The organism is Clostridium felsineum DSM 794 (genome assembly GCF_002006355.2).
Lineage (GTDB): Bacteria > Bacillota > Clostridia > Clostridiales > Clostridiaceae > Clostridium_S > Clostridium_S felsineum.
On sequence record NZ_CP096980.1, the window covers coordinates 2,710,608 to 2,736,600 of the forward strand.

Annotated in this window: 24 protein-coding genes; 3 read left to right on the top strand and 21 right to left on the bottom strand. The window is 29.8% G+C overall.

Going from position 1 to position 25,993, the window contains the following annotated elements:
• Window positions 1-138 precede the first annotated feature (138 nt).
• A complete protein-coding gene (locus CLFE_RS12860; protein WP_077895414.1) occupies window positions 139-834 on the top strand; it encodes a rhamnogalacturonan acetylesterase in 696 nt (231 codons plus the stop codon).
• Window positions 835-926: 92 nt separating this feature from the next.
• On the opposite strand, the gene CLFE_RS24275 is transcribed toward CLFE_RS12860, so the two are convergent.
• The gene (locus tag CLFE_RS24275) at window positions 927-1,775 is read right to left on the bottom strand and encodes a methyl-accepting chemotaxis protein (protein ID WP_284738932.1); all 849 of its coding nucleotides are present in this window, start codon (window positions 1,773-1,775) and stop codon (window positions 927-929) included.
• Between the two features lie 229 nt (window positions 1,776-2,004).
• A complete protein-coding gene (locus CLFE_RS12870) occupies window positions 2,005-2,931 on the bottom strand; it encodes an ROK family protein (RefSeq protein ID WP_432706047.1) in 927 nt (308 codons plus the stop codon).
• 126 nt (window positions 2,932-3,057) lie between these two features.
• Between CLFE_RS12870 and CLFE_RS12875 the strand changes: the two genes are divergently transcribed.
• Entirely contained in the window at window positions 3,058-3,258 is a 201-nt protein-coding gene (locus tag CLFE_RS12875; protein ID WP_077834240.1) for an alpha/beta-type small acid-soluble spore protein, read from the top strand.
• 182 nt (window positions 3,259-3,440) lie between these two features.
• On the opposite strand, the gene CLFE_RS12880 is transcribed toward CLFE_RS12875, so the two are convergent.
• The 18 genes from CLFE_RS12880 to CLFE_RS12965 all read right to left on the bottom strand — a co-directional run bounded on the left by CLFE_RS12880 (window position 3,441) and on the right by CLFE_RS12965 (window position 23,600).
• Entirely contained in the window at window positions 3,441-4,646 is a 1,206-nt protein-coding gene (locus CLFE_RS12880) for an IS256 family transposase (RefSeq protein ID WP_250944772.1), read from the bottom strand.
• Between the two features lie 179 nt (window positions 4,647-4,825).
• Window positions 4,826-6,778 carry an ABC transporter permease gene (locus tag CLFE_RS12885; protein ID WP_077895364.1) on the bottom strand — a complete coding sequence of 651 codons (1,953 nt, stop codon included), beginning with the start codon at window positions 6,776-6,778 and terminating at the stop codon, window positions 4,826-4,828.
• Window positions 6,765-7,532, bottom strand: a complete 768-nt coding sequence (locus CLFE_RS12890; protein ID WP_077834242.1) for an ABC transporter ATP-binding protein — start codon at window positions 7,530-7,532, stop codon at window positions 6,765-6,767. Before CLFE_RS12890 ends, CLFE_RS12885 begins: the two co-directional genes overlap by 14 nt.
• Window positions 7,533-7,643: 111 nt before the next feature.
• Window positions 7,644-8,693 carry a sensor histidine kinase gene (locus CLFE_RS12895; protein WP_077895383.1) on the bottom strand — a complete coding sequence of 350 codons (1,050 nt, stop codon included), beginning with the start codon at window positions 8,691-8,693 and terminating at the stop codon, window positions 7,644-7,646.
• 20 nt (window positions 8,694-8,713) lie between these two features.
• Entirely contained in the window at window positions 8,714-9,403 is a 690-nt protein-coding gene (locus CLFE_RS12900; RefSeq protein ID WP_077895365.1) for a response regulator transcription factor, read from the bottom strand.
• A gap of 81 nt (window positions 9,404-9,484) precedes the next feature.
• Window positions 9,485-10,447, bottom strand: coding sequence for a sulfite reductase subunit C (gene asrC, locus CLFE_RS12905; RefSeq protein ID WP_077834244.1), 963 nt, complete (start codon window positions 10,445-10,447; stop codon window positions 9,485-9,487).
• Window positions 10,448-10,458: 11 nt separating this feature from the next.
• A complete protein-coding gene (gene asrB / locus CLFE_RS12910; RefSeq protein ID WP_077895366.1) occupies window positions 10,459-11,253 on the bottom strand; it encodes an anaerobic sulfite reductase subunit AsrB in 795 nt (264 codons plus the stop codon).
• The gene (gene asrA, locus CLFE_RS12915; RefSeq protein WP_077895367.1) at window positions 11,246-12,262 is read right to left on the bottom strand and encodes an anaerobic sulfite reductase subunit AsrA; all 1,017 of its coding nucleotides are present in this window, start codon (window positions 12,260-12,262) and stop codon (window positions 11,246-11,248) included. Before asrA ends, asrB begins: the two co-directional genes overlap by 8 nt.
• A gap of 2 nt (window positions 12,263-12,264) precedes the next feature.
• On the bottom strand, window positions 12,265-13,035 hold the full coding sequence (locus tag CLFE_RS12920; protein WP_077852644.1) for a formate/nitrite transporter family protein: 771 nt from the start codon (window positions 13,033-13,035) through the stop codon (window positions 12,265-12,267).
• 69 nt (window positions 13,036-13,104) lie between these two features.
• Window positions 13,105-13,791, bottom strand: coding sequence for a Crp/Fnr family transcriptional regulator (locus CLFE_RS12925; protein ID WP_077895368.1), 687 nt, complete (start codon window positions 13,789-13,791; stop codon window positions 13,105-13,107).
• 113 nt (window positions 13,792-13,904) lie between these two features.
• Window positions 13,905-14,858, bottom strand: a complete 954-nt coding sequence (locus CLFE_RS12930) for a hypothetical protein (protein ID WP_077895369.1) — start codon at window positions 14,856-14,858, stop codon at window positions 13,905-13,907.
• A complete protein-coding gene (locus CLFE_RS12935) occupies window positions 14,851-15,405 on the bottom strand; it encodes an ECF subfamily RNA polymerase sigma factor, BldN family (protein WP_077895370.1) in 555 nt (184 codons plus the stop codon). Before CLFE_RS12935 ends, CLFE_RS12930 begins: the two co-directional genes overlap by 8 nt.
• Before the next feature lie 152 nt (window positions 15,406-15,557).
• On the bottom strand, window positions 15,558-16,973 hold the full coding sequence (locus CLFE_RS12940; RefSeq protein ID WP_077895371.1) for a HAMP domain-containing sensor histidine kinase: 1,416 nt from the start codon (window positions 16,971-16,973) through the stop codon (window positions 15,558-15,560).
• Entirely contained in the window at window positions 16,970-17,623 is a 654-nt protein-coding gene (locus CLFE_RS12945; protein WP_077895372.1) for a response regulator transcription factor, read from the bottom strand. The genes CLFE_RS12940 and CLFE_RS12945 overlap by 4 nt, the downstream gene beginning before the upstream one ends.
• Window positions 17,624-17,727: 104 nt before the next feature.
• Complete coding sequence (locus tag CLFE_RS12950; protein ID WP_077895373.1) at window positions 17,728-18,477, bottom strand: hypothetical protein; 750 nt, start codon at window positions 18,475-18,477, stop codon at window positions 17,728-17,730.
• A 117-nt stretch (window positions 18,478-18,594) separates the two neighbouring features.
• On the bottom strand, window positions 18,595-19,761 hold the full coding sequence (locus CLFE_RS12955) for an MFS transporter (RefSeq protein ID WP_077895374.1): 1,167 nt from the start codon (window positions 19,759-19,761) through the stop codon (window positions 18,595-18,597).
• 360 nt (window positions 19,762-20,121) lie between these two features.
• Window positions 20,122-21,873, bottom strand: coding sequence for an ABC transporter ATP-binding protein (locus tag CLFE_RS12960; RefSeq protein WP_077895375.1), 1,752 nt, complete (start codon window positions 21,871-21,873; stop codon window positions 20,122-20,124).
• The gene (locus CLFE_RS12965) at window positions 21,870-23,600 is read right to left on the bottom strand and encodes an ABC transporter ATP-binding protein (protein ID WP_077895376.1); all 1,731 of its coding nucleotides are present in this window, start codon (window positions 23,598-23,600) and stop codon (window positions 21,870-21,872) included. The genes CLFE_RS12960 and CLFE_RS12965 overlap by 4 nt, the downstream gene beginning before the upstream one ends.
• Before the next feature lie 95 nt (window positions 23,601-23,695).
• On the opposite strand from CLFE_RS12965, the gene CLFE_RS12970 reads away from it, so the two are divergent.
• Window positions 23,696-24,502 (top strand): MerR family transcriptional regulator, encoded by an 807-nt coding sequence (locus CLFE_RS12970; RefSeq protein WP_077895377.1) that lies wholly within the window; start codon window positions 23,696-23,698, stop codon window positions 24,500-24,502.
• Window positions 24,503-24,578: 76 nt separating this feature from the next.
• Here the strand turns inward: CLFE_RS12970 and CLFE_RS12975 are convergent, their stop codons facing one another.
• Window positions 24,579-25,868: a DUF1963 domain-containing protein gene (locus CLFE_RS12975; protein WP_077895378.1), complete on the bottom strand. Its 1,290-nt coding sequence runs from the start codon at window positions 25,866-25,868 to the stop codon at window positions 24,579-24,581.
• Window positions 25,869-25,993: the final 125 nt, after the last annotated feature.

Below are 25,993 nucleotides of genomic sequence, written 5' to 3' on the forward strand. Positions count from 1 at the left end.
TATATTTTTTTCGATAATTATATTAAGCATTTCACTCGTATTTTTATAATATATTTAATTATATTTTATTATTTATTATACTTTACATAAAACACAATATTTGTTAATATAACATTGAAATACAAAGGAGATGTTTTAATGCATACAAATTCAATAACAAAAACTATTTCTATTTTTTTAGCTGGCGATTCCACTGTAGCAAACTACCCAGCCAATGAAGCTCCTATGGCTGGCTGGGGACAACTTATAGGAAAGTACTTTAAGGAAAATATCATTATCAGAAACTATGCCTTACCTGGTAGAAGTTCAAAAAGTTTTATAGATGAAGGTGTATTAGATAAAATATTAAAAGAGATAAAAGAAAATGATTATTTACTAATTCAATTTGGACACAATGACGAGAAAAAGTATGATCCTTCAAGATATTCAAATCCAGATAACAGCTACAAAGAATATTTAAAACAATATATTAACGGGGCTAGACAGCATGGTGCAATTCCAATACTTATAACGCCTGTCTCAAGAAGAACCTTTGATAAAAATAACAATATTGAGTGCTCTCATGGAAAGTATCCTGATTCTATGAAAGATTTAGCAAATACTGAACAGGTTACGCTAATAGATTTGACTCGTATAAGTAAGAACTACTTTGAAAGCCTAGGAGCTGAAAAGACAAAAAATATTTTTTTACATTTAAAACCTGGAGAAAATAAAAACTACATAAATGGAGTAAACGACAATACACACTTTCATGAAAATGGAGCTAACGAAATAGGCCATTTGATAGTAAAAGAATTAAAATCAGATAGTACATTAAATAAATTCATACTATAACAAAAAAGAACATTTACAGACTTTACCTTAATAAAATCATAAACGTTCTTTTTATATACTTAATTTAATAATTAAACTCAACTTATCATACATTATTGGAATCTATTAATAAATTCATTTAACTTACTAACTTTTGCGTTTATATTCTCAATATTAGAGTTTAAATTTTGCATTGCTGAAGCTTGCTGTTCACTGACCTTTGCAGTATTGTTAACCACATTTGAAATACTCTCCACCGACGAATTCATATTATCTATAATTTTTTTAATATTGGCTGCAGACTCCTTACTTTGATTAGCAAGTTTTCTAACCTCTGATGCTACCACTGAAAATCCCTTTCCATGCTCTCCTGCTCTTGAAGATTCTATTGCTGCATTAAGTCCCAGTAGATTTGTTTGATCTGCTATATTCTTTATAAGTTCAAGTATTTCAGAGGTTTGCTTAACTGTATTTAAAGTTTCATTTACTATTTTAATAGCATCTTTTCCTGCATTAGCATTTTGCATTGATAAATCCGCCATATTAAATATGCTTTCCTTTACTTCATAGGTAGAATCTAGTATATCCTTTACATTATTCATTAAAGTTGTAGTTTCATCAACATCTATTCCATTTCCTATTGAACCTATAATTTTTCCTTTTGAATTCCTTATAGGTGTTACCAATACTTGAATTTCTTTTCCTAAAACATCAGCTGAAATTGAGTTCTTTATACTTTTGCCGATTTGCATTGCTTCTTTTGCAAGACCTACCGCCGGAGAACCAACTTTTAAGTTCAAATCAAATCCCTTTGCTGGTTCATATCCTACATAGTTTTCCAGATTAGTAATTCCAAATGCCATATCTTCTCTAACAACCTCTTTTAAATAAGGGATTACTATTTTAAAAGCTCTTAGTATCTCCTCATCGCTTATTTCTCCCATTAAAACTTCCTCACTCACAATACATTTCCTCCTCATGTAGCTAATATAATCATATATTATGTTGTATTTCAGGATATTCTTGTTTACTAAACTACAAAATAAACTAAAATATAGAAAGCTTTTATTCTAAAATAGAATAAAAGCTTTCTATACTATTATTACGCTATAAATAAATATTAATGTAACAAAATATTAATATTGCTATTTGTAAAATCTTCCTTGGTTGGCTAAAAGCAATTTATATAAATTATTTAGTATCTATTGCCAAAAGCAAACATCCTGTTATTCCGGCATTATCTTTAAGTGCTGGTGGCACTATATATTCATCTAAATTAGGCATAGAAACATAATTTGCCATTAACTTTTCCAGTTCTTTTCTTATAAGAGGAAATAATTGAAGCTGCTTCATTACTCCGCCTCCAAGCACAATACGTTCTGGACTTAAAGTTAAAGTATATACCATAAGTGCTTGTGCAATATAATAAGCCTCTATTTCCCAAACCTTATCTTCATTTGTAAGTTCATATGCCTTTTTACCCCATCTAGCTTCTATACTAGGTCCAGCTGCCATACCTTCTAAGCAATCTTTATGGAATGGACACTTTCCTTCATATTTATCATCTTTATGTCTTCTAATTAAAATATGTCCCATTTCTGGATGTCCATATCCTTCAAGCAGATTTCCATTAATTACTGCTCCTCCACCTATTCCTGTTCCAACAGTTAGATAAAGACAGCTATCTAAATTAACAGCTGCGCCCTTCTTTAGTTCTCCAAGTGCCGCAGCGTTTACATCCGTAGTCCAACCTACTGGAATATTATATCTCTCTTTAACTGCTCCTAAGAAATTATAATTAGCCCAACCTTTTTTCGGTGTACTTGTTATGTATCCATAGGTTTTTGACTTTTTATTTACATCAATTGGTCCAAAAGATCCTATTCCTATAGCTTCAAGTTTAAATTTATCAAAAAATTCAAATACTAATTTCATAGTTTCTTCTGGAACTGTTGTTTTAATACTCTCTCTCTCTACAATATTTAGATTTTCATCACTAACTGCACAAACAAATTTTGTTCCACCTGCTTCAATAGCGCCATACATCATACTAACTCCTTCTTTCTGTTTGTTACTTTTTTCACATTTTAAATTATCATTTAATTTCTTTTCTGTCAATAAGAATAACCACTTAAGTATATATATGCAAATTACTTTTACTCATAAAATTCATATGTATATCTTTATATAAAAGCATAAGACTAATAAAGAACATTATTATATTTACACAAGGAGGTGTAATTTATGAGCAAGCGTCCATTAGTGCCAGAAGCAAAAGAAGGGTTAAAAAAAATGAGAGAAGAATATGCACATGAAATCGGTGCTGGTTTTGAAAACAAAAATACTGGTCCTGAAAAATTAAATGGATTTATTGGTGGACCTGTTGGTGGTTTAATGACTAAAAAAATGATTGAATCTGTTGAAAAAAAAATGTCCGATAAATAATTTTTATTTTGCTACAAAAGTTGAGCGTGTAAAATTCTTTCTGTAAAATAACTTTCTATGGTAAGTTTTAAAAGACAAGATTGTCAGAAAAGTTACTTTCTATCTTGTTTTAAATATACATTCTAAAAATATGTATGTCAAGAACGCCTTTAAAAACAGGCGTTTTTGGCATATTAAGCTTTTTATTCAGTAAGTCGTCCTTCATACATAATGGATAATTCACCGTACACTTTACCCCAATTTCTTAGTGGCAAACGCCATTTTTTTGTAGCTTCAAAAGTAGCAAGGTATAAAGCTTTTAAAAGTGATGTATCGCTTGGAAATACAGTTCTTTGTCTATTTAATCTACGGTATGTGCTGTTGAGACTTTCGATTGCATTTGTAGTATAAATAACTTTTCTTACATCAGCAGAGAACTTAAAAATAGGGCTAATAGCATCCCAATTTGATTTCCAGCTTTTCATTGAGTTAGGATAATGTTTTTCCCATTTTTCAGTGATTTCTTCTAATTGCTTATATGCAATTTCCTCAGAAGGTGCATGATATATAGTTTTTAAATCTTTTGCAAATTCTTTTTTATCTTTATCAGCAACATACTTTAATGTATTTCTTACTTGATGAACTATACAACGTTGATATTCAGTATTTGGAAAAGCTACTGATATAGATTCCTTTATCCCTGTAAGACCATCTGCACAAAGGATAAGGATATCTTGAACACCTCTATTTTTTAATTCATTGAGAGCACTAAGCCAATATTTACTGCTTTCATTTTCTCCAATATTTATAGAAAGTACTTCTTTTCTGCCTTCATTATTTATACCAAGAATAATGTAAGCTGCAAGCTTACGTATAACGTTATTTTCCCTTACGGAAAAATGAACTGCATCAATGAAAACAATTGGATATACTGTAGATAAAGGTCTATGTTGCCATGCTTCTATTTCAGGAAGAAGTTTATTGGTTATATTTGAAACCATTCCTTCACTAACTTCAAACCCATATATATCTTCAATTTGTTCTGAAATTTGTCTGGTACTTAATCCTTTAGCATACATAGAAATAATTTTTTCTTCTATACCAGAAATATCTTTCTGGTGTTTTTGTACTATTTTAGGTTCAAAAGAACTTTCTCTATCCTGTGGTACATCTATATTCATCTCACCATATTTGCTTCGAATTCTTTTTTGTTTTTTCCCATTTCTTGAGTTTGTAGTTTCGGCTCGTTCATATGGTTCATAGCCTAAATGCTCGTCCATTTCACCTTCAAGCATAGATTGAATAGTTCCACCTAATAGATCTTTTAAAGCTTCCTGAATATCCTCAGCTGACTGAATATCATACTCTTCTATAAGAGCTGATATAATATTTCTTTTTCCTTCATTCATTGGTTTTACCTTATAAATATCTTTTTTTCTTGCCATAATAAAAGGCCTCCTATGATTTTATTTTACCATAGAAAGCCTTATTATTTTTATTTACAGACTTTTCTTCACGCGCTCCAAAAGTTGGCAATAGTATAATTTTATTGCCAACCTCCGTAACAGATAAATTTAACTATCAATATTTATACCCAATTATTTATTTGCTTAGTGTACATATACCTTGCAAAGTTAAAATATACCGTTTGAAGTGCTAAATAAATTCCTACGATAAGCATCAAATATCCACTAAGACTTGTACCTAGAATATTACTTAATGCCTTAATTGCAAAGGCTGTATGCAAAAATGCTATTACAAAAGGTAAAAAGAACATTATAAAACATTGCCTGCTAATAATCTTTCTTACTTCTTCTATTGATACTCCCAATTTTTTAAGGGCTACAAATTCACGTCTGTCCTTCTGAATTTCATTAAACAACTTGAAATAAAGGATACTTCCTGTTGCTATAAAAAATAATACTGAAATAAAAGTACCTATAAAAAAGAAAACTGCCATAGCTTGCATACTTTTACTATATCTCAATGTTCTTACTATAAATCTATCTCTCACATCCTTTGAAATTTCTAATTTTAATTTTTTTATAGATTTCTCTGACTTTTCAAAGTACTTCACATTGTATCCATAATATACACTTAAACCATTAGATTTTACATTTTCTTTAAGCTTTTTAAAATCCTTATCATTTAATATAAGAGTATTTGTACTCCCCTTATCCTCGTTAATTATTCCCCCTCCTATCTCCTGTTTAAGTTTATATTTTATATTTTTCCCATCAATATTTAAGTTTATATAGTTATTATCATCAAAGCTTTTCTCATTTTCCTTTATATCAAAATTATACGAACGAATTACCGCTTCATTTTTTTCAACATCAATTAAATCTTTGCCCTCTTCACTTGCTAGTCTATTATAATCACTGCTTTTCATAATATAAAAATCTTTTTCATTTTTGCTACCATACTTTGAAACACTGGTCTTAAAAGTTTCATTTACACTGGCCTTTATAAGGAGTACTTTGTTTTCTACTACATTATCACTATTTTTAAGGCTATCCTTAACCTTAGCTGGTGATATTATTTCATGAGAAAATTCACCATTTTCAATAAAACTTATGTCCTGTGGGTAATTCAGAAACATCTCCTTTTCAATAGTTTTCTGAAAGGAATATACACTAGCAGATGCCGTAAGCGTTACCGCTGAAAGTATTGATACTGTAAAGAGTATTTTTGCATTATCTCTTAATTTGTATATTATTTGAGCTAAGGTTATCATATTTATTCCTCTATAGAAAACCTTTTTGTTACTTTGAAGTTTACTCGCGAAGTATACACTAAATTGAGAATAAAGAAGGTAGGTTCCCCATACCGTCAGCCCTAAAATAATAAACATAGTAAATATTATTATTTGATAGGATACCACTGCTAAAACATAACCAGCTACAATGAGAATTATAGCTCCTATTGCTTTCTTTTTAGAAAACCTAGGTATAGGGTCTGCTTTTCTTTCTCCCTTTAAAAGTTCTATAATATTATTGCTTTTAATTTTGAAGCTAACAACTGCTTCTGTTCCCTGAAACAGTATTAAAAAGCATATAACAGTAAGTACTACTGCTTTTATTGATATTAATAATGGAAGCTCTGAATTTAGATGTAAAATTACTGAAACCGCCATAAAAAATAGCTTTGAAAATAATATTCCAAGTAAAAGTCCTGTTAATATTGAAAGCAAGGCTACAATAAGATTTTCAGCCATGACATATCTTCTTATTTCCTTTTTAGTTAAACCGAACATAGACAAAAGTCCAAATTCCTTTTCTCGTGACTTTAAAAAACTTGAAACAGAATATTTAGTAAAAACCAAAGTAAAAATAAGTATTATAATTTCGCAACCATACATTACCTCTGTAGTAACTGCTCCCATTTGCCCCATAGTTTTTATACTTTTTACATTAGGATTAAGAATAAAATTAGCAAATATAAAAAATACCATAACAACAAATACATTACTTAAATAATACATTATGAACTTATTTAAATTTCCCTTTATGTTTTTTAGAATAATACTATATAAGGTCATTTTGTCTCCCCCCTATTACAGTAAGTGCATCCATAATTTCCTTAAAGAAGGCTCCACGATTGCTTCCTTTTACAATCTCCAAGAAATGTTTTCCATCTTTAATCATTACTATTCTTTTACAAAAGCTTGCTGCAAAAGGATCATGAGTAACCATCATAATAGTAGTATCTTTTTCATTATTTAGCTTTTCTAGAGCCTCCATTACATCTTGCGACGCCTTTGAATCAAGATTTCCTGTAGGTTCGTCTGCAAGTATTATACTTGGATTGTGAATTAAAGCTCTTGCACAAGCTGCCCTCTGCTGCTGTCCTCCTGAAGTTTCATAGGGTCTTTTCTCTAATATCCCTTTAATATTTAGTATTTCAGCAATACCTTCAAGTCTTTTTTCTATTTCCTTAACCTTCATTTTTTCTAATACCAATGGAAGTGCTATATTTTCTTTTATTGATAATGAATCTAGAAGATTAAAATCCTGAAATATAAAACCAAGTTCTTTTCTTCTAAATAAGGCAGCATTCTTTTCATCAAGTCCTGCTAAATTAACTCCATTTATAAAAAGCTCTCCTGAAGATGGCGTGTCGATTGTAGCCAAAATATTTAGCAAGGTACTTTTTCCACTACCTGAGGGTCCCATAACTCCTACAAACTCTCCTTTTTCAACTCTTATACTGAATTTATCCAGTGCCTTTACCTTAAGTCCTCCTCTTTTGTCTCCATAAACCTTAGTTATATTTTCAGCCTTTAATACAGACATAATATCCTTCCTTTCTAGTAAAAACTTTATACGTACATTATAAAAAAAATAGAGAAATCTACCTATCGATTTCCCTTTCAAATATAAATCTAAACTTACAATATTGAAAGCTTACAGTTTAAATATATTTTTGCCCTTATAAAACACAATAGAAAATGAAGCTCCTTTTACCTTATTTGTTTCAGCAAAGATATCATGTCCTAGTTCTCCACATATTTTCTTTGAAAGGTACATTCCCATACCTGTAGATTCATCTGTTTTTCTTCCATTCTTCCCTGTGAAAAAGGCATCAAACACCCTATTTATATCTTCCTTTGGTATTCCAATTCCTTCATCCACTATCTTCAATATAATCTTACTTTTCTCTTCTTTTACTTCAAAGGTTATATGTTTATCTCCCTTTTCTGTCTTAGAATACTTTATAGCATTTATAACTATCTGGTTTATTACAAATTTAATCCATTTTCTGTCCGTCTCAACTAATACCTCTTCTTCTTCAATTATTCTAGGAAATATATGATATCGTATAAGAGATTTTTTGTTGTCATTAATAACCTGTCTTAAAACTTTTGTTATACTAAGTTCCTCCACATTAAAATCAAGATTGAATTCATTAAGTCGAGCATTGTAAAGCATCATATCAATACCATGCTGAAGCTTCTCATTTTCCTCCAATATACTTTCAAAAACCTCTTTATTTTCTTCATTAATTTCATCTTGAAGAGTAAGATTAATAACGGATACAGGTGTTTTCATCTGATGTACCCATTGATTTACAAAATATATGTACTCTTTATGTTGTTTTTCATACTTTACTGTTTTATTCTCAGAAAGTCTGTATACGTTAAGCAAAATTTTTCTAAACAGCTTCTCTTCCGCTGTATTTCCTCTTCCTAAATTTAATATAGAATCTAAATCCTCTTCTGCTTTTAATATTAAATTCAACTGATTATAAAACCTTTTATTTTTATAATAATCATGCATTAAAAACACTATAATTAAAATTGCTGAAATAAGAAAAGCATATAATATATTAGTTTTTGAAATATAGACCCTATTTATTATCAAAGTTAAATTCATTATTATAATAGCTACTGCAGTGCTTAAACCATAGATTATTATATACGATGTTCTATCTTTAATAAATTCCTTAAAATTCATTTCTTCACCTTTCCTACTTTCTACCAATTTACTTTTATTCTATACCCTTGTCCTCTTTTAGTATCTATAGCATTACTTATTCCTATGTCTTCTAACCTTTTCCTAACCCTAGTCATATTTACAGACAGAGTATTATCATCAACAAAATCCACATCGTTCCATAAAATCTCAAGTAAGGTTTCTCTTGAGACAATTTTATCTGCATTTTTAAGAAGAGAATACAACAGCTGAAACTCTTTTTTACTGAGTTCTATCTTTTTACCCTCGTATTCAATTACGCTTTGATTTATATATAAGAATAATCCTTTTGTTTCAAAAACTTCATTACTTACATTGTTAGCATAACTTCCATAAACCCTTCTTATAACTCCCTTTATTTTTGCAATAAGCACATCATAAGAAAATGGTTTAGTTACATAATCATCAGCACCGTTTTCTATAGCCATAACCTGATCCATATCTGAATCTCTGGCAGATATAAATATTATTGGTACCTTTGAGATTGCCCTTATATCTCTACACCAATAAAAGCCATCATATACCGGAAGATTTATATCCATCAAAACCATATCAGGCTTATCTTTTATAAATTCACTTTTAACATTAGAAAAATCCTTTATAGGAAATGTCTTATATCCATACCTTTCAAGATGGCTTTTTATAAGACTATTTAATTTCTTATCATCTTCAACTATCATTATACTGTACATTTTATACACCTCTCCATAATTGTATCATAAATAACAAAAGAACATAAAAGCTATTTCTAACCCTTATGTTCTTAATATAATTTAATATTTTATACCTTTCCAGTACAGCGGCGTATAAACCTCTGCTATTTCAGGAAGGTTAACATCCTTAAGCGCCCACTTTTTAAATTCTTCAAAACCTGTACGATCAACAATGTAACCTATGTGTTCTTTACCTTCTATAGCATTTGGATCAATGTACTTTGTTACATAATCGTAGGTATTAAGAATGATTTTTATAATACTATCCTCATCTACCCATTTTATAAAATCTTCTCCTAAACGGGGATTTTTCTTTCCTGTTCTTCCTAGAAGTGTTAATCTATAATATTTCTTTTCGCTTCTAGTCCAAGCTCCTGTAGGACACTTTAATACGCACTCTCCGCAGCCAATGCATTTTTCACTGTTTCTAACTACTTTATAATTTACAGCACTTAAAGCTCCCACTGATTTCTTCTTACAAACCTTAACACAGGCACCACAGCTAACGCATACATCACTATCATAATGTGGCTCTGTCATACCCATAATACCAAAATCATGCATTCTAACCTTTGCACAATCATTAGGACATCCTGTTAACGCAATTTTAAAATGTAAATCATGGGGAAATACAGCTTTTTCTATTCTTTGAGCAAAGCCTGTAGTATCATAACATCCATATGGACATACTCTATTTCCTACACACGCAGTTATATTTCTTGTTCCTGAAGCGCTATAACCCTTAAAAGCTGTATCTTGATTGATATTAAGACCTTCTATAATTGGCTGCAAAAGTTCATTTACTTTAGGCATATCTTCAAACTTAATTCCTGGAATTTCAAAGCCTTGACGGCTAGTTATATGAACAGAACCATCTCCATAAGTTTCTGCTATATTCTGAATCATAGAAAGAAATTTAGCTTCCAAGTGTCCTCCTGGTACACGTATTCTAGAAGCTGTAATACCTCTCCTCTTAGTAACACGGAAGGCATTCTTTTTTAAACTTTTTGTATTAATATCCATTCCTGTCCCTCCTAATCAATTAAATTTTTGCCTTTTGTGAAATTAAATACAGGACCATCTAAACAAACATATACATCATCAATCTTGCAATGGCCACATTTTCCTATTCCGCAGCACATCTTTCTTTCCTGTGAAATCCATATATTTTCCTCTTTAAAGCCCACATTTAAAAGACCTTGAGTACTAAATCTCATCATTGCTGGAGGTCCAACAACTATAGCTGAAGCTTCTTCCACATTTTTCAATTCTAACTCTGGAATATATTTTGTAACTAAACCTTCTTTAAAATTAGCATCCCCTTCAGCTGAGTCAACTGTTAAAATAATATTTACATTATCTTTCCACTGTTTAAAATCATCTTTAAATAAAATATCCTTTGGAGTCTTAAATCCTGCTATAAGTGTTACACCCTTAGCTTCTTTACTATTTCTAGCAAAATACTCCACAACCCCTCTTACTGGAGAAACACCAGTACCTCCTGCTACTATTACTATTTCCTTATTCTTATAATTTTCTACATCAAAGCCATTTCCATAAGGTCCTCTTAAAAATAGCTTATCTCCCACATAATGTTCAAAGACTTCATTTGTAACTTTACCAACACGTCTTATAGTAAAATCTATTGTGTTTTCTCCAATGCCACTTACAGAAATAGGAGCTTCACCATATTTAGGCATAGAAACCTCAAAAAATTGACCTGGTTTTACATCTCCTTCATAACTCATGCGAAAGGTGTATTCTATGTCCGTATGCTTTATTACTTCTTTAATTTCAGAAAGAAAAGGTATATATTCGTTTTTACTCATTGTCCTCTACCTCCTTAATAGCATCCTCTAATTTATTAATGCAATTAGAAAATGAAATATACTGAGGACAAATATCATCACATCTACCACAGCCTACACACATATGATATCCATTTCTCTTCTTATAGTCATAAACCTTATGCATTACTTTAAATCTCATTCTTTGTCCATTTTTGTTGCGATATTTTCCACCGCCTGCTACATCAGTAAAGCCGTCTACCATACATGATGCCCAGACTCTTCTTCTCTCTCCAACCTTTTTATTGTCTGTATAAAAAATATCTTGCATTGAAAAACATGTACAAGTTGGACAGACAAAATTACAACGTCCACAATTAATACATCTCTCATCATATTCTTGCCAAAGCTTTGAATTAAATATTTTATTAGTTATTCCCTCTGGAACTTTTACATTTATATTATTCTCAGTTACAAAAGCTGGCTTAACTTCAAGCTCTTCTAAACCTTCTTCTTTAAAAAACTCTTCTAATACTTCCTCTTTGTTGTCTACATAAAAATAATCATCTTTTTTATCAATACTTAAATCATACTTATCTGTTTTATTTGTTCCCATAGAAACACAAAAACAATTTTCAAAAGAAGAACTGCAAGGCATTAAGATAAATTTCACTTTTTCACGAATACGTTTGTAGTAATGATCCTCAAAACCATTCTTTAAATAAATCTGATCCAAACGCTTTACTGCATTAAGGTCACAGCTTCTTAAAAAGATAACAGCCCCCTTTTTAGGACCTTCTGCTTCTTTTACCTTGTCCTCAGTAAAGAAAAATAAAGTTTCCGAAATAGGCATTATAACTTCCTTAAATGAAAAATCAGATTTTACATCAAACTCTATTTCTTCTACCTTATCTATAGCTGCATATCTTACTCTATCTGTATCAGAAAAGGCTCCCTTCCCTAGTAAACGTTTAGGTGCATATATAAAATAATCTTCCTTTAACTTATGAAACAAAGTATTTAAGTTTTCTCTTGTTAATCGATAGCCCATAATTATGCTCCTTTCTTTTTCCTTGAAATAATAAAGTACGGAAACGCTACAAATAAAATAGCTCCAACCATATTTCCTAGACTGACAATACCAATATTGTAAAAGTATCCTCCTAAACTAACAGCTGCCTTATGTGGAGCTAACATTCCTAATGTAAGGAGTGTCATATTTGCAACGCTGTGTTCAAAGCCACAAGTAATAAATGCAAACAGGCACCAGAAAATCATTATAAGCTTTCCACTTTCGGATTTACATTTAAAACCACACCACACTGCTAAACAGACTAATATATTACAAAGTATTGCTCTTAAAAATAAAGGCACTATAGCAATATGCATTTTAGTTGCTGCTGATGCTGCAATAAATTGAGCTGTAGAACCATTTAATAAACCAGCACCATAAAACACAAATGCCAATAAAATAGAACCTGCTAAATTGCCTATAAAGCAAACAATCCATAATTTTATTGCTTTAGAAAACTTAATAGTTTTTGATAACATTCCTGCTGTCATAACCATATTATTTCCTGTAAATAGTTCTGAGCCTGCTATTATAACTAAACTCAATGCGATTCCAAAGGATACACCCATCACAATTTTAGCAGCGGCCATGCCTTTAAGCATACCTCCAATTGTAAAAATTAATAAAACTCCAAATCCTACATACATACCTGCTAGTACAGCTGCTAAAAAATAACCTATAAGATTTTTATCTAAAAAGTCAGTCTTAGTTTTTGCAGCTTTAGATACTACTTGAAAATCTTCTTCAAACACAATTAAAACCCCCTTTTTATTTCTTGTTAAAAATATAACAAAAAATAAAAAAAATAACCGTGATTTTAATCACGGCTCTTTAAAATAATTATTGAGTTTCTCACGATTTGGAATAATAAATTCATTTCTTTTTAAAATCACTAAATTTTTTTCAGATAAAATTTTAAGCTGTCTAGACACCGTTTCCCTTTTAGACCCAAGCATATCAGCTAAATAAGTTATACTAAGCTCCATATTAATTTTGATGCCCTCTTTAACCTTAATTCCATAATCTCCAGATAGTTTCCACAGTTTTGCTGCAATCTTTTTATCTCCTCTTATTGAGTTGGTAGTGTTTTTCAATTGACGATATAATCTTCTGATTTTAATTGCCATAGAATCCAGAATAGCTTTTGTAAGCTCAAAATCCTTTTCAATAATTTTTATAAGTTTGTCCTTTGGGAAACACAATATTAAGGCCTCTTCAAGCACTTCACAATTTACAGAAGCAAACATTTCTTGAAATATAACTTCATTAAGCATTTTCCCTTTTCCAAATACAAATATAACCTTTTTCTCTCCTACGCTATTAATTTTATATAGCGCTGCTAAACCTTCAATTACAATATATATAACCGATACCTGATCTTTGTCTCTAAAAATATGTTCTCCTTTTTTTATCCTTTTAAGACTTCCATAGTTTTCTAACACTTTTAATGTATTCAAGTTTACATTTTGAAGAACTTCTACCTGTTTAAACGTTTCTTTTAAATCCATATTAAGTACTCCTTTTTATCTACATTAAAATATCAACTTATTACAATTTAACATTTTAATATAAAAATTTAAAGCCCATATTCAATAGAATACAGGCTTTTATATAAAAATATTTACTTAATAGATTCTGCTATTTTCTCAAGTTCGTTTACGGATACTCCCTTTAATATTAAGCTATAAAGACATTTATTATACTCCCAATCAATAGATCTTCCACCAGAAAGTATAGCATTTACATTATTTATTTTTATTTTTTTAATATCATCATCACCTGCCATACTATATTTTGTTTCTTCACAAGACAAACGTTCTTGAAGAAACATTTCATTTGATTTTTTAGGATTTTTAAAATACATTGTAATATACTTATTATTGTTAAAATTCCCCTTATTGTCTTTATATAATACTGCACGATCAAATTTATAACCTGAAGGTAAATATGCAGGAAGCGTAACCTTAAAGCAAGTATACTTATTTACATCTTTTACAGCTGTAATTGTATATGTTGATTCCTCTCTTTCTTTCACAGTTACTATTTTTCCATTACTAAAATCAGAAATTTTTTCTCCATCCTTTGTATAAAGCTGATCCTTATTTTCTTTTGTAAGTTTAGTTATAACCTTACCGTTTTTATCAAAAAGTTTTCCTTTTAAATTCTCTGGCACTGCATCCTTATTTTTAACACTTTTTTCAACCTGAACTTTAACTGCACTTATTCTATCTACTGATATTTGTTTTAATATTTTTTCTGAAAAATCCTTAGCAAAAGAAGTTTGCATAAAGGCTGCTCCAGCCACTACAAAAACTACAGCTGCGGCACCTGCCTTCATCAATATATTTGATTTTTTCATATTATCTTCTCCCTTTTTCTTATTAATATTTTCTAAACATTTCTCATACACATATGATTTATTTACTTTTTTACTAAAATCCTTATTAGCCAAAGTTTTACCTAACTTAAAAAGCTCATTATATTCTTTATCCTTACATGTGTTAATTTTCTCTACACCATCAATATAGTCCTCAATATCTGATGAAAACTTACTTTCTATATCCTTTTTATTCATCTATATATCCCTCACTTTCCATTTGGCTTTTTAATTTCTTCATTGTTCGAAATAAGATTATACCAACATTGCTACTGGTCATACCTAATAGTTCTGATATTTCTTTATTTTTTAAGTTTGCACCAAATTTAAGGGCTATAATATTTCTTTCCTTTTTATTTAAAACCTTTAGTGCTTTTAAAAGCTTATCATTAACCTCTTCTTTTAAAATAGCCTCTTCCGGACTAGGCTCATTTGATAGTAGTTCTTTAAAAATGTCAAGTGAAAATAGGGTATGCCTTTTTAATCCTCTAAAATAATCATTTAATACATTTCTAGCAATGGTAAAAAGCCACACCTCAAAGGAAGACTTTTTTTCAGAATAAGAATCAATTTTTAACATAACTTTTTCAAAAATCTTACTCATTAAATCCTCTGCAGTATACTGACAATTAACTCTATAGTATATATAGTTATAAACTCTCTTGGAGTAGTTTTCAAAAATATAAGAGAACGCTCTTTCTCTATCTTCTATTTTGTCTAAATTATTTAGTATAGACTGTTCCATATTCTATAGCCTTCCTTCTTTTTACTTAGCTAAGTATTTTCACATGTTAATACGCTTAACTTTAGATTTCATTACAGGCAATAACAATTTTTTTTAAATATTAAGGTCTGACTTTTACATTTTATAAGTCAGACCTCATTGTTTTTCTATTCTTAGATTATTACCTTTACATTTGTACCCTCTTTAAGCTTACTTATTATATAGATTTCGCCTTTATGAATATCCACTATTTTTTTACATAAAGCAAGTCCTATACCCGCGCCATTATTGGCTCTTTCTCTAGCTTTATCTACCATATAAAAAGGTTCCATAACTTTTTCTACAGCATCTTTGGGTATGCCCGCACCCTTGTCTATAACTTCCAGCATTAACCTTTCTCCATATCCATATACCTTTAAATATATTTCATCATAGCTTTTTGAGGCTTTTATGGCATTATCTATTAAATTTGTAATAAGAATTGTAATAAGTTCCAGTTCCATCGAATATATAATCTTATCATATGAAACCTTAAGTGAAATGCTTTTTTCCTGAAGTTTATGTTTCATAGCCCTTTTAACCCTTAATACCATATTTTCTATACTTTCTTCTTTCATTGAGAATTCTTCTTTTCTTAAAATAGTTAACTGCATAAGCTTTGATGACAATTTTTGAAGTCTTCTTCCCTCATCATATATGTAGGTTAATGAAGTGAAAAGGGTTTTTTTATCATATTTTGCAGTTCTCAAAAAATCAGCATAGCCTATTATAGAGGTTAAAGGCGTTCTTATTTCATGAGTTAAGTCATCTATAAAACGCTGCTTATCATCAGCACTTCTTCTTAACTCTTCAATTTTATCCTCAATAACTCCTGCCATATAATTAAAATTTTTAGCTAAAAGTCCTATCTCGTAATCCTTTGACACATAAACTCTCTCACTAAAATTTCCCTCTGCAATCTTTTGGGTTGATTTTATCATACTATTTATTGGTTTTACTATGAATTTACTTAATATTATCATTACTACAATTAAGCTCACTACTATAATGATGTTCAATTTCAAAAGAATACTGAATAAGTATTTTCTATTAGCATAAATCCTTGATACATCTTTAATGTAACAAAACTTATAATTGCTGTTTTGAAGCTTTAAATTTGAGGCTATAAACAAATAACTGTTATCATTTACGTCACGAACTATGTACTGCAATTTATTAGAGGTTAAATATAATTCTGGTCTTTTTTTTGGTAAAGCCCCTAGCAAGTTATTAAAAATACTATCTCCATTTTCATCTGTAACCTCCACATATACGTTTTCATTTTTAAAATTACTTAAATATGTATTTATGAATAATCTTAATTCTTCTTTATTTAAATTGTAAGCAACATTATTTCCATCTCTTAACTTAAAAAAAACCATATTGGATTGTATAAGTGCCGTAAATCTCCTTTGCTCACTTATAGCAGAACTTATTTCCTCTTTGAGATTTGATTTAAAGCTGCTATTTATTAAATATATAGAAGACGGAACAAAAAACACTTCAAAAACAATAAGTGTACATATAAAAATTTTTTTCCAAAGCTTCATTCTTCTAACCTATATCCTAACTTAAAGATGGTTTTAACCTTATCCTTCCAGTTAAGCTTCTTTCTTAACTTTTGTATGTAATTATCAATTGTTCTAGAATCTCCAAGGTAATCATAGCCCCAAAGCTCTTCAGCTATTCTTTCTCTTGTTAATACTATATTTTTGTTCTTTATTAAATAAGCAGCTAATTCAAATTCCTTAACCGTAAGTTCAACAATTTGTCCATTTTTTTTAAGTCTCATTTCTTCTAGTTGAACCTCTACATCTTCAAACTTCAATAGCTTTTCATTTTTATTATAGTGTCTAAGTACATTATCAATCCTGGCTAAAAGCTCCATTCCATCAAAGGGCTTTGTAATATAATCATCCGCACCCATTCTAAGACCATAAACCTTATCTAAAGACGAACTTTTAGCAGTTAAAAAAATCACTGGCACATTTCTATGCTTAATTTTTTCAAACAAACTAAAGCCGTCGATTTTAGGAAGCATTATATCCAAAAGTATTAGATCGTAGCTTTCTTCTTCAATTAATCTTAATGCTTCCTCTCCATTGTAGGCAGCTTTATTTTTATAATGTGCCACATCTAAATTTAGTTTTATTAAATTTGAAATAGGCACTTCATCCTCAACTATCAAAATATTTATCAATGTACCTTTCTCCCCTTTTGTTTCTTGTAATACTTTTATTTACAATTATAGACCAAGTATTAATTATTTTAAATATATACTTGGTCTAATTTAAATTCTAAAAACTATCTATTGAAAACATTGCTATAATCTTGATAATGCATAACATTATAATCTTTTGTACTAATCTCCAAATCTATTATATTCCATTTATCATAATTTGATTTATTCTTAACTTTAAAACTCACATAAGCAAGATTATTATTATTCTTAATTGAAATAGAATTAAGATCCACATAAGACGCCTTACCTATTTCTTGAAGATAGCTTATTGCTGCATTTTTAACCTTTATATCATCTGCTTTGTATTGTACATTTAAATCTTCTCTGCTTATAGCCGTTACATTTATCACTTCTCCAGTGTTTTCATCAATCTGAACAAAATATGTTCCATCATTAGAATTAGTATTAAAATCAACACTTACAGTATAATCCGAGTGTTCTGACCACTCTAACTGTTCCCTTCCTGAATTAAGCTTTTTCTCATCATTAGCATATTTTTTCATGTAGTTCTCTGCACTTTGCTTCATTTTGTTATATTCTTTGGCTTCAGTTCTTGAAATCTCTGTTCCTGAAAGTCTACTAACATCCACATTGGCATAATCCTTCATTGCTTTTGTTGCAATTTGAATTGCTTTTTCATCACTTACAGTATTATTTAATGAATAGTTACTTTTATTAGCTTTACTATTTTCTGCTGCAACAACCACATTTTTAGTACCTGCATTACCATTTTCATTTTCATATATACCTAATGAAGCTCCTGAAACCACCGCCATTGTAAGAATAGCCATACCAATTTTTTTTACTATCATTTTTATTCTCCCTTTAAATATATTTGTTTTGTGCACAAAACCCTTATTACAATTTCATTATACAAAGAAGCTTTAAAAAACTTATTATCTACTTGTCATAAAGTTGTAAAAATTTGATTAGAATTTTTTCTTTAAAAAAAGTATTCCAATAAAAAATTCTAGTAAAGATGCAATAATAAAAATCCATTTTACCTCTATGAAGCTTGAAGCAACTGAACCAATTAAAAGTGATAATACACTTATAGGCTGAACTATAGAATTAACAAACCCCGAAACTCGTCCAAGTAAATTCTCTGGTGTCTTTTCCTGAATAACTGTTTGGAGTATACTTCCATTAAAGGTGTCTAATATACCCATTACAGAAAACAGCGCAAGACTTAAAGGGAAATATGTATTAACTGAAAAAGCTATAACAATGAGAGCATCCATTATTAGACAAGCTGAAAGAAGAAATAGTTTATTTTTCTTTTGAAACCTTCCAAATATTATTCCTCCAACTATGGCTCCAATTCCTGCAAATGCAAATAAAAATCCTACTCTCTTAGCCATAAGCACACTTCCACCTAAATAATTTGCAGTAAAAATATAAATAAGTGGCGTCTCCATGGAGATAATAAAGGTTATAAAAATATCTATTAAAAAAATCCACTTTATATTTTCATTTTTCATTACAACCTTAAAGCCAGAAATAAAATCTTCTTTTAACTCTAACTTTTCACTAGAACCTTCATTTAATTTAAAGAAAAGGGAAAGAATACTTATTAATATAAAGGATACACCGTCAAGTATAAAAGCACCTCTACTTCCAATAAGATTTATTAGCACTCCTGCAAACGCATATCCCATTACTACTACAATTCCACTTATAGACATAATAAGTCCATTAGCCTTACCTAGGTTCTTTTTATCAAGCAAAAGTGGAATAAGTGCAGTTTCAATTGGCATTAGAAAGGCTTTAAAAATACCACTTAAAATAATTATCAAAAGGGTTGTAGTAATACTTTTAGTTATTGCAAACATAAAGGAAGTTACAGCAAAAAGCATATTTACAACTATAAATGATATCTTCTTATTCTTTTTATCTATAAAATTTCCTACAAACATACCTAATATTAAAATTGGCAAGCTCTCAAAAATATAGATTAGGTTTACGTTAAAAGCTCCCCCTTTAAATTCTGTAACTTTATTTGCTAAAGCTATGGTTGTAAGCTTTGTTCCAATTCCAGAAATAAATATTCCAATTAAATAAATTATAAAATTTGAGCTTTTGTATATGTTTTTCATTAAATTCCCTCCATTTTAAGCCTGTCATGAAGGTTAAACTTATTCTTACAAAAAATAGCAAAAGCCTAGACTTCTGCCTAGGCTTTTAACTTTCTCTTTATTAAAAAGTGTCTGACAGGTTATCGTTTAAGTTTACATAATATTTATTTTTCAATATAAATGCCCTGTAAACTTGTTTTTTGCTCATATCGATAACCATTATCATTCACTCCTTTTTACTTTATATGATTTTATTTTGACACAAATTTAAAACTAATTCAAGTACCCTATTTTCCATCTTAATAAAATGCACCCCAATATTAGCTTTATTCGTCTAATTTTTGAGGTGCACTTAAATAATATTCATTTTTCCCTTATAAGCTATTCTGCGAACTGTGCATTATAAAGCTCTTCATAATATCCTTTTCTTAAAAGCAGTTCTTCATGGGTCCCCTGTTCTACAATATTTCCATTATTCATTACTAAAATCAAATCCGCATTTTTTATTGTAGATAATCTATGTGCAATTACAAAAGAAGTTCTCCCTTTCATAATATTTCTCATAGCATCTTGAAGCTTTTTTTCGAGCCTTGTATCTACAGAGCTTGTAGCCTCATCCAAAATAAGTATAGGTGGATCACTTAGAACAGAACGAGCTATTGTCAAAAGTTGTTTTTCTCCTTGAGAAATATTGCTACCCTCTTCATTTAACACCATATTATAACCACCAGGAAGTGTAGTAATAAAGTGATTGATATTTGCAACCTTTGCCGCCTCAATAATTGCCTCATCTGTAGAATTTTCTTTTCCATAAGCAATATTTTCTTTAATAGTACCATTAAATAGCCAAGTGTCTTGAAGCACCATTCCGAATTTTGCTCTAAGATCATCCCTTTTAAGCTTTCGAATATCTACACCATCTATTTTAATTACGCCATCAGTAACCTCATAAAACCTCATAAGCAAATTAATTAATGTGGTTTTTCCCACACCTGTAGGTCCAACTATTGCTACCATCTGGCCACTTTTTACTTTAAAATTAAGATTATGAATTAAAGTTTTATCCTTTGTATAAGAAAAATTTACATTTTCAAAGGATACATCTCCCTTAACATTTTTATCCCCCGTTACTGTTTCTAAGCTTTCTGTTTCATCCTCTTCATTTAAAAAATCAAATACTCTATGAATTGCTGCTATAGAAGATTGAATAACCCCAGATAATTGAGTAATTTGAGACATTGGTTGATTTACCTGCCAAATATAACGTATGAATGCTTGAAGTTGACCTACTTTAATTACACCAGCCATTACATAAAAAGCTCCCCAAATAATTATAACTCCAATTCCAATATAAGTAGCAAAAGTCACTAAAGGATTCATTAAACCGCTGATAAACTGTGCTTTAAAACCACTTTGACATAGTTTATTATTAGCATATGTAAATTCGTCTATTGCATCCTTTTGCTTTCCAAATAGTTTAATTTCATTGAAACCAGTGAATTTTTCCTGCACAATACTATTTAATTTTCCAAGTGCATCCTGCTGCTGTTGAAACAACGGCTGTGACTTTTTTGTAACTATTTTAGATATAATAATAGATAACGCTATAATTATTAAAGAAACTACAGCCATAAGACTTTGAATATTAAACATCATAAACACAGCAAAACTAAGTCCCAAAGCCGCATTTAGAATCTTAGCAAAGCTTTCCTGCAGTGCATTTGAAATAGTATCCACATCGTTAGAAGCACGACTTAAAACATCTCCTACAGGATTTTTATCGAAATATGCCATTGGAAGTTTTGCAATTTTCGCCTGAACCTCTCTTCTCAAATCTACCATAGCACCTTGTATAGCATCTGTAAGTAAAAATTGATAAATGAGATTACTTAACGCTCCCAAACCATAAACAAAAACTAAGGTTATTATAATTTGATTTATTTTTATAAAGTTAACCCTTCTTTTTGCTGTAACATCAGAGAAAAGCTGTGTTGTAATTTTTCCTTCTAAAGTAGGACTCCATGCAACAAAGAAGGCATATGAAACAATTAGTAATATGGCTAAAATTATCCTAACCCTATATTTTTTAAGATAAGGGATCAAACGCTTAATGCCATTATCCTTATTCTTCATCGACATAACTCCTCCCTTGACATCTGGCTAGCTGCTATTTCGTAATAAGTCTCACAACTTTCCAAAAGCTCATTATGATTTCCTACCCCAACTACCTTTCCTTCATTTAGTACAATAATTTTATCAGCATCCATAATTGAAGATATCCTTTGAGCAACAATTAATGTAATAGCATCACTAATCTCACCTTTAAGACTTTTTCTTAGTTTTGAATCTGTTTTAAAATCCAAAGCAGAAAAGGAATCATCAAATACATAAATATCCGGTTTTCTTATAATTGCTCTTGTAATACTAAGCCTTTGTTTTTGTCCACCAGATAGATTCCTTCCTCCCTCTTCTAACATTTCTTCAAATCCATTTGTCTTATTTTTTATAAAATCGTAAGACTGTGCGATTTTGCTGACTTTTTTTATTTCAGTTTGCTTTGCATCATGTTTTCCGTATTTTATATTTTCTTTTATGCTTCCTGAAAATAATAGCGCCTTTTGTGGGATGAAACCAATTTTTTTGCGTAAAGCCTCTAAACTATATTCTCTAACATCTACTCCATCTACCTTTATACTTCCTTCAGTAACATCATATAATCTAGGAATTAAGTTAATAAGTGTACTTTTACCACTGCCTGTACTTCCAATAAAAGCAACTACCTCTCCTTTTTTAGCTTTAAAGCTTATATCCTTAAGAACTGCTTCTTCGCTTAAAGGATACTTAAAGGTAACATGATCAAACTCTAAAGTTCCACTTTCATCTCCACTTTCTACTGCATTTTCTGAATTCTTTATACTAGGAATTTCCTTAAGTAATTCTTCAATACGCTTAGCACTTATTTCTGCACGAGGATACATTACAAATACAATTGAAAATAGCATAATAGAAAACATGGCATGAAACATATACTCTTCAAAAGCAACTAGCTGTCCAACTTGAAGTGTTCCCATGTTTATCATTTTACTTGACATAATAAATACAATTACTACTGCTATATTTAATAACATAAAAAATGCTGGTTCTGAAACAGACATAAGTTTAAAAAGCTTTTTGGCATTATCAGCATAATCTTCATTCGCTTTTGCATATCTTTTACTCTCATAATTATCCTTTCGAAATGCCCTTATAACCCTAACACCACTTAAATTCTCCCTTAAAATTCTATTTAGTTTATCCATTCCCTTTTGTTGTCTATCACTTATTGGATCACTGGTTTTTGCAATTATAAACACACCTAAACAAATAACAGGAATACAACCTGCAATAATCATAGATAAGCTTATACTTGTCCTTATTACCATAAACACACTTATTAGAATCATAATAGGTGTAAGTAACGCAGTTCTAAATATTACATTAATAAACTGCATTAAAACAAAGGCATCATTAGTAGTTCTAGTTATCATGCTTGATATACCAAATTTATTATATTCAGTATGAGAAAATTCCTGCGACTTTTTAAAAATATCATTTCTTATATCTCTTATAATTGAAGTACTTACCTTTGAACTACAATAAGCCAGTATTATATTACCTACTCCCCCAATAACGGCTACCACTAAAATAAGAACTCCAAGTTTATAAATATATTCTTTATTATTAACGGCAATTCCCTTATCAATCATATTAGAAACAATAGTTGGAATTCCCAGCTCTGATGTTGCAAAGCCAAGTACTCCTAAGATATTTAAAAATACATATAATTTATACCTCTTTAGGTATTTTAAAATTAACTTCAACTTTTTACCTCTCTTTTTTATATACTTGATTTCATAGGTCACATATAATATGATAAAGTATAATGTTACCTTATAGTCAAGAGGAGATTAATAAAATGCATGAAAAATATTTTACCACCGGGGAATTTGCCAAAATGTGCAATGTTGAAAAGCATGTTTTATTTCACTATGATAATATAGACCTTTTTAAGCCTGCTATAATAAACGAAAATGGATATCGCTATTATTCATACAATCAATATTTCACTTTTTATGTAATAATAAATTTGAAAATGCTTGGAATGTCCCTAAAAGATATAAAAGTATACCTTCAGCAGCGCAATCCTTCCTTACTTTTAAAACTGCTTGAAGAAAAAAGTTTGGAAGTAGCTGAAAAAATAAAATGGTTTCAAGATCTACAAAAGACTATTGAAACCATGAAAATCACAACAACGGAGGCTCTAAATAGCGATGACACTATATGTTTAAAAGCTCTTCCTTGTGAAATTATTTTCAGATCAGATAATATAGAAAATGCCTCTGGAAAAAGCTTTGCCAGCTTTATGCAAGAATATACTAGGTTTTCTAAAAATTTAGATATCACCATACAGGAATCTATAGGTAGTATATTATCAGTTAAAAATCTAAGAAATAAGAACTTCTTTACTCTTTCTTACTTATATATAAAATCCGATTCCTTTATAAAAGGCAAAACTGCACTCCGCAAAGCTGGTATGTATTTATGTGGATATTTTAAAGGTAGCTATGAAGATACAGATACGATGTATGATAAGCTGTTAAATTATGCAGATAACAATGGTATTAACTTAGGAGAATATTCTTTTGAGGAATATTTGATTTCTGATATTGCTGAAAAGGAACCAGAAAATTATGTTACAAAAATTATGATAGAAACTTTATAAACATAATACTCTATTTCCTTTTTGGCTATTTAACATTTTAAAATTGTATCATATTTAAGTCAGCTTTTAGATAAAATTATGTCTGTTGATAATTGGTTGCAGCAATATTACACTCTTCACATATAAAAGCATACTTAACTCCTTCACCGTACTCCATAACATCTTCACTATCTATTTGTCCAATAAATTTCATAGATTTATTGCATTTGGGACATTTAGGATACTCTGCATCTTGAAGCCAAGTTGGATGTCCACCAATTTGTGATATACTAGTTTGAGCAAAAGGACTTGCTGCATGATAACAGCTTCTTTTTTCTTGTGCTAAAACAAGATTGTTATTATACTGAATTTCCTCTTCATCCTCTACATCTGGAAGATAACTTGGTTTCTTATTAAAACTACTCCACTTATAATTTCCTTCTCCATCTATTTCAGTGTAAATTGTGCCATAACAAGTACAAATATCACAGGTAGCAATTCTAAGCCTTTTCCCTGAAAGCTTTAAAAATTCTAAGGAAGGATGTGATAAATCAAATTCAAATAAAACAATAAGTCGTGAATTGCACCATGGACACTTCTCCTCTAAATCTGATAAAATCTTAACTGGATTATCATTTTTATTAATTTTTACAGCATCTACAAGGGCATAACTTTCTTTATAAAATAGTTCTCTTTTTTTACCCTTTTCATCTAACTCCCAACCAGCTTCTAAAGCATACTCTTCTGGCTTTATATATAACTTCTCTTTCCAAACTGGCGGCTGACTTTTCCACTCATTAAATAAGCTTACTATTCTTTTATCTCCAATCCAAGATAATGCAAGCAATAACTCATTTCTATCATTTTCATTCTTCTCTATCTCTTCAATTAATGCGTCTCTTACTTCTTCTGAAGCACCTTTAAAAGCAATACTTGGCCTATAATTCTTTGATTTTATTAATATTTCTAAACAGTCCGTTAAGGCAACCTTTGTGAAACAAGCTAATTCTATTATAATTTCTTCAGCTTTATCTATTTGCTTTTCTTTAATTAGCTGTATAACATAACCTTTAAGCTTTTGAATATCTTCTAGAGTAAGTACTTCATATATTTCTTCTACAGTTTTTTCATATGGCAAATAATTTTTAAGAGGATCATATTTTTTTGAGTTATGCATAATGATTAAAATTTCTACTAAATCCGTAATACCTTCATATAAATTTATATCTTTACGATTCTTTTTTATATATTTCTCTTTTTCTTTTCTCTTTATTTCTGTAAAACAAGGCATACAGTATCCACCCGTTTTCTCAACTGTACTTAAAAGAGGCATGCCTTTACATTCACTATTTTTACAAGGAATTCTTAATACGTCTTCTTTATTCATATTTTATCTTTAGCTTGAGAATATATTATAATTACTAAACTCCTGCTAAATCTCCTTTCTTAATTTTATGTAATTTGTAATATTTATTTTGTATGTATCTATCATCCTTTAATTTGAATCAATTT